The 4,448-nt window shown below is 48.9% G+C and carries 4 protein-coding genes; 1 reads left to right on the forward strand and 3 read right to left on the reverse strand.

Annotated features, from left to right (window positions below; genetic code table 11):
• Positions 1–313: SIS domain-containing protein (locus Q0X25_RS07325; protein ID WP_298580641.1), on the forward strand; the 313-nt coding region annotated here is incomplete at its 5' end.
• A gap of 72 nt (positions 314–385) precedes the next feature.
• Here Q0X25_RS07325 and Q0X25_RS07330 read toward each other — a convergent pair.
• The 3 genes from Q0X25_RS07330 to Q0X25_RS07340 are packed head-to-tail and all read right to left on the reverse strand — an operon-like array spanning position 386 to position 3,604.
• On the reverse strand, positions 386–1,714 hold the full coding sequence (locus Q0X25_RS07330; RefSeq protein ID WP_298580644.1) for a 6-phospho-alpha-glucosidase: 1,329 nt from the start codon (positions 1,712–1,714) through the stop codon (positions 386–388).
• 19 nt (positions 1,715–1,733) lie between these two features.
• A complete protein-coding gene (locus Q0X25_RS07335) occupies positions 1,734–2,003 on the reverse strand; it encodes a hypothetical protein (protein ID WP_298580647.1) in 270 nt (89 codons plus the stop codon).
• Positions 2,004–2,041: 38 nt separating this feature from the next.
• Positions 2,042–3,604, reverse strand: coding sequence for a PTS transporter subunit EIIC (locus Q0X25_RS07340; protein WP_298580652.1), 1,563 nt, complete (start codon positions 3,602–3,604; stop codon positions 2,042–2,044).
• Positions 3,605–4,448 lie beyond the last annotated feature (844 nt).

Raw genomic sequence — 4,448 nt, forward strand, 5'->3', positions numbered from 1 at the left:
TTTATTTCTAAGCTACAGTGGCATTCATTACGACTATTCCAAATATGCCGCTACTCTTTCCAGACGTGGGATCAAGCCGTACCTAATCACGGCATTTTCCGATACAACGCTCGCTAAGCACTGCGATACCGTTTTGCTTATCCCAAAATCAGAGCGTGTGATTGGGAAGGTAGCCAACTACTCATCCATGATCTCGCTAACCTATACACTTCAGGTTATTTATTCGCTTATATTCAACCAGAATTATCAGAAGAACTACCATCTAAAGCGTGAAGTGGATTCATTCATCTTTGCGAGCTTTCTCGAGGTGTAGCCACAGCAGAGTGGCTCCGAAGCCGTGCCGCTTGGGAGCCACTCTTAAACTTCTAGCGTTTGACAAACGTTTCTATTTCAGCTCAGGCCAATAACCCTTGTTGGCTTCAATCATATCGTCTAGAACTTTCTTGGCAACGCCTGCCGAAGGAATCGTACGATTGAGGGTGAAGGCCTCAAGCGCTTTCTGATAGGAGCCTTCGATAACGGCTTCGACTACAAGTCCTTCACAAGCATCCTGCTGCTCGATAAGACCCTTGTAGAAGCGAGGGATCTTTCCGATGCGGATTGGTTCGGCACCTCGGTCGGTAACATACGCTGGAATCTCAACCGTCGCGTCTTCCGAAAGATTCTCGATTGCTCCCTTGTTGGGCACAATCACTAGGTGACGATGACGCAGATCTCCCGCTAGAGACTTAACGACATCAACGATAAACCTGCCATGAACGCCCACGTAGAACTGCGTGAGATCGACTTTTTCACCACGTTTTAGCGCCGCGGATGCGTCGAAGATACGTTTCTCACGACCATTTACGACCTGCATGCCGCGCGTGTTGTTGATATCCATGTACTCCACACACGCATCGGGCAACAGGTAATACTGGTAATAGGTATTGGGGAGGTAATCTTGGAATAGCGTGCAAATCGTTGCTGCGTTCTTGAAGGTGTGGGCCCAGTCGGGGTCTTTTACCAAGGCATCATTGAGGCTTGCCTCGGAAATGTAACCGTACTTGCGCACGTGCTCTTTAAGCTTATCCGTAACGTCTACACCCTTGCAGCGCACGTTGGTAAACCACCCAAAGTGATTAAGACCAAAGTAGTCGACCTCGATATCGCTAAATTCGCATCCCAAAATCTCCGCCATACGAGCTACAATCTCCACTGGCATGTCGCAAATATCGAGAATGCGTGCATTGGGGCGCAGTTTGTGCATGGCTTTGGCTACGATCGCAGCGGGGTTGGAGTAGTTGACGATCCAATAGTCTTTACAGGCATACTTCTCACAGAAATCAACAAGCTCACACATAGGGAAAATGGTCCTCATGCCATAGGCCATACCGCCTGCTCCGCAAGTCTCTTGGCCGACCACACCATGACGCAGGCTAATCTGCTCATCTTGGATACGCATCTTGAGACCGCCCACGCGCATTTGCGCCATAATAAAGTTGGCATCTGTAAATGCCTTTTTTGGATCAACAGTCACATGCAGAGGAATCTCGGGGGCAAGGTCGTCAATAACGGCTTTAACCACCACGGCAACTGTATCCTGTCGCTCCTCGTCAATGTCGTAAAGCCACAGTTCGCGAATCCCCAATTCATCCTTTTGATCGATTAAGTCTTTGACGATACCGGGGGTATAGGTGCTGCCGCCACCACAAATTACAATTTTGTATCCACTCATGTTGTTCACACCTTTCAAATCAGATTAAGCCGCAGATAATCTTGGTTACTATCTGTACGAAGTAGGCAGCGATGTTAATGATGGCTGCTATGCCCGCAATGCTACCCACATCCGTATATTTACCTAAATGTCGAGTCCCAACTGCTATAACAAGACCTAGGAGGGGCCAGATAAAACCTCCTACGAATGCTGCCATCAAAACAAGAAGACCCCCTGTCGACTTCTCCCTGTACATGCCGAGCGTGCGCTCACACATGGTATGAATCGACTGGAATACTTTGGTCAACATGAGGCCTCCTCGTTCATCTCTTGGTGATTAAATAACTACTAGTCTTCCAAATTGAGAATGGGGCGCAGCAAGTCATAGACGGAATACACGTTGGTTCCCACAACAATCTGGACATTCGTGCCGTTCTTGAACAGGCCCTTGTCAATGCCCTTCTTGATAGTTTCCTCACTGACTTTGCTGGGATCTTTGACCTCGACGCGCAAACGAGTCATGCAGCAGCCCAAGGTCCTGATATTGTCCTTGCCGCCAAGGCCATCGATAATGTTCTGTACCATCTCCTGCTGTTTTGCATCAACCTCCATTGTTCCAGAGGATTCGAGAGCATCGATATCGCCAGAAACCTCGGCAGACCACTCTACAGAACGGCCGGGGGTCATGAGATTGAACTTCTTGATTACCATTGTCAGCACGACAAACGAAGCGGCGGCAAACACAACTCCCAAGATGATATAGATTGGTAACTTGGTGACGCCCATGGGCAGCGGCAGATTAATCGTAAGCAGTTCGATGCCACCGAATAGGTTAAGCAAGCGTACTCCCAAGACAAACAGGAGCATCTCACCCAATCCAAAAAACAGGCTGTAGGCAACCCAGAGAATCGGGGATGCGAACAAAATCATGAAGTCAAGGGGCTCGGTGACGCCAGAGAGCATAGCGGTGATGTAGATGGGTACCATCATGGCTACAACGGCTTTACGATTCTCTGGACGGGAGGTCACAATAATTGCGAGCACGGCGCCGAGTGTCACGAACTCTTTGCCAAAGCCGAACATGGCAAAACGGACAGAGGGGTCGACAATGGTGAGGGATCCGTCAGCAATGAGAGGCAGCTCAGCATAGAAGATATTTGCTGCACCAGAAATACTCTGACCGGCAACGACTGCCGTGCCACCAATCGCGGAGTAGTTAAACGGCATCCACATAAAGTGGTGCATGCCAAGAGGTACGAGAACGCGGTTCAAAAAACCGTAAATGAAAACGCCCAGACCGCCCGATGCCGCGATGAATGAAGATGCACTGCTAATAGCGCTGGCAATAGGGGGCCACACAACAGTCACTCCGATGCCGAAGACGATGCTCAACGGAATCATTGCCAGAAGGGCCAGACGAGGCCCGCCGTAAATTCGGATATAATCCGATACCTTTACATCAATCAGTTTGTTATAGAGCCAGCCGCAGAAGCACCCAATGAGAACACCACCGAAGACGTTGACATCGGTGACCTGAAGTCCTGAAACCATTGCCTGACCAGTACCGTACAGACCCTGCGCACCAGCCTCCGCTAGCTGGCCGGTAAGCGTCAGGTAGGCGCTATTGACATACAGGAACATGAGGTAGCTAATGAGTCCAAACACAGCTGCATTGGATTTTTGCTTCCTTGCAAAACCAGCCGTTAGGCCAACCGCAAAAATAATTGGCATGTTACCAATTACCGCAGAATTGGTTGCCGTGGAGAGCAACATGCCCAGATCTGCGATGATACCGCTGCCCAGCGAGCAAAGCGTGGCGATAGCCAAGATGATGCCCGTTACAGCAAGATACAAAATAGGGTCAACGATAGCACGGCCAAAGTTTTGGAAGGCCGTTTTGACTTTATCCATCTCTTCTCCTCTCCTCTCCTAACTAATCTCGATGGGTTACCCCTTAGGCAGAAAAGGCAATCTCATACTTGCCGGCGTTAGGTATTGATACCGTTCCTGCTTTACTGGTTTTACGATAAGGTGGGGCGCCCATAAGGGCAGCAGATTGAAACAAATGGTACTTAAAAATGGGCGTGATTAGCCTATTTCGTTGTTACTATCTTTCCGTTTCGGGCGGCGGTATTCATTTTTTGTGTAATTGATTTGAAGTATAAGTCGTTAACTATGTCGCATTGGCCCAGTTGGGAGTGCGACCTGTATCTTGCTCACCTTAAGTTCTTGCAAGGCGAGGAGATCTAAAGGGATGTTGGAAGAGGTTCTGCATTCTACCATCGCATCGTGAAAACGCGCAAAATACTAAAAAGATGAGGCATACTTGATATACGTCCCGGCTCCATCCGCCAGATTGTAGTCGACAGCTATGGTTAGGGCCTTGCTCCGTTCAGTACGAAGTCTGCCGCCGCCAGCGAGTTGAGGAAGGCCATTTGGCCATGAAGATCGTCCATATAGAGTCTGCTGAAAGAATGTGTTGAGTTCTCATTCCTGCTAGCTCCTCCTCTTCTCCTATTCGGCTTCGTAATAGACGATGATCTCTTTGGATAAGCAGGACAGTGATGGAGTTTTGGCTTCATTACCTGTGCAATCATGCGGATGAGAGAGTTGCTTGGAAATGCTGCCTTGATGTCCAAAACGACCCGCAAGATTGCCGTTTTTAACTACTCAAACAAAAGATGGTTCAAGCTTCGACGCCTCAAACAAAAGATGGTTCAAGCTTCGAGGTGGGTGAGCATAAAAGCGCAGGTCA

Origin of the sequence: uncultured Olegusella sp., from assembly GCF_947253395.1 — a bacterium.
Lineage (GTDB): Bacteria > Actinomycetota > Coriobacteriia > Coriobacteriales > Atopobiaceae > Olegusella.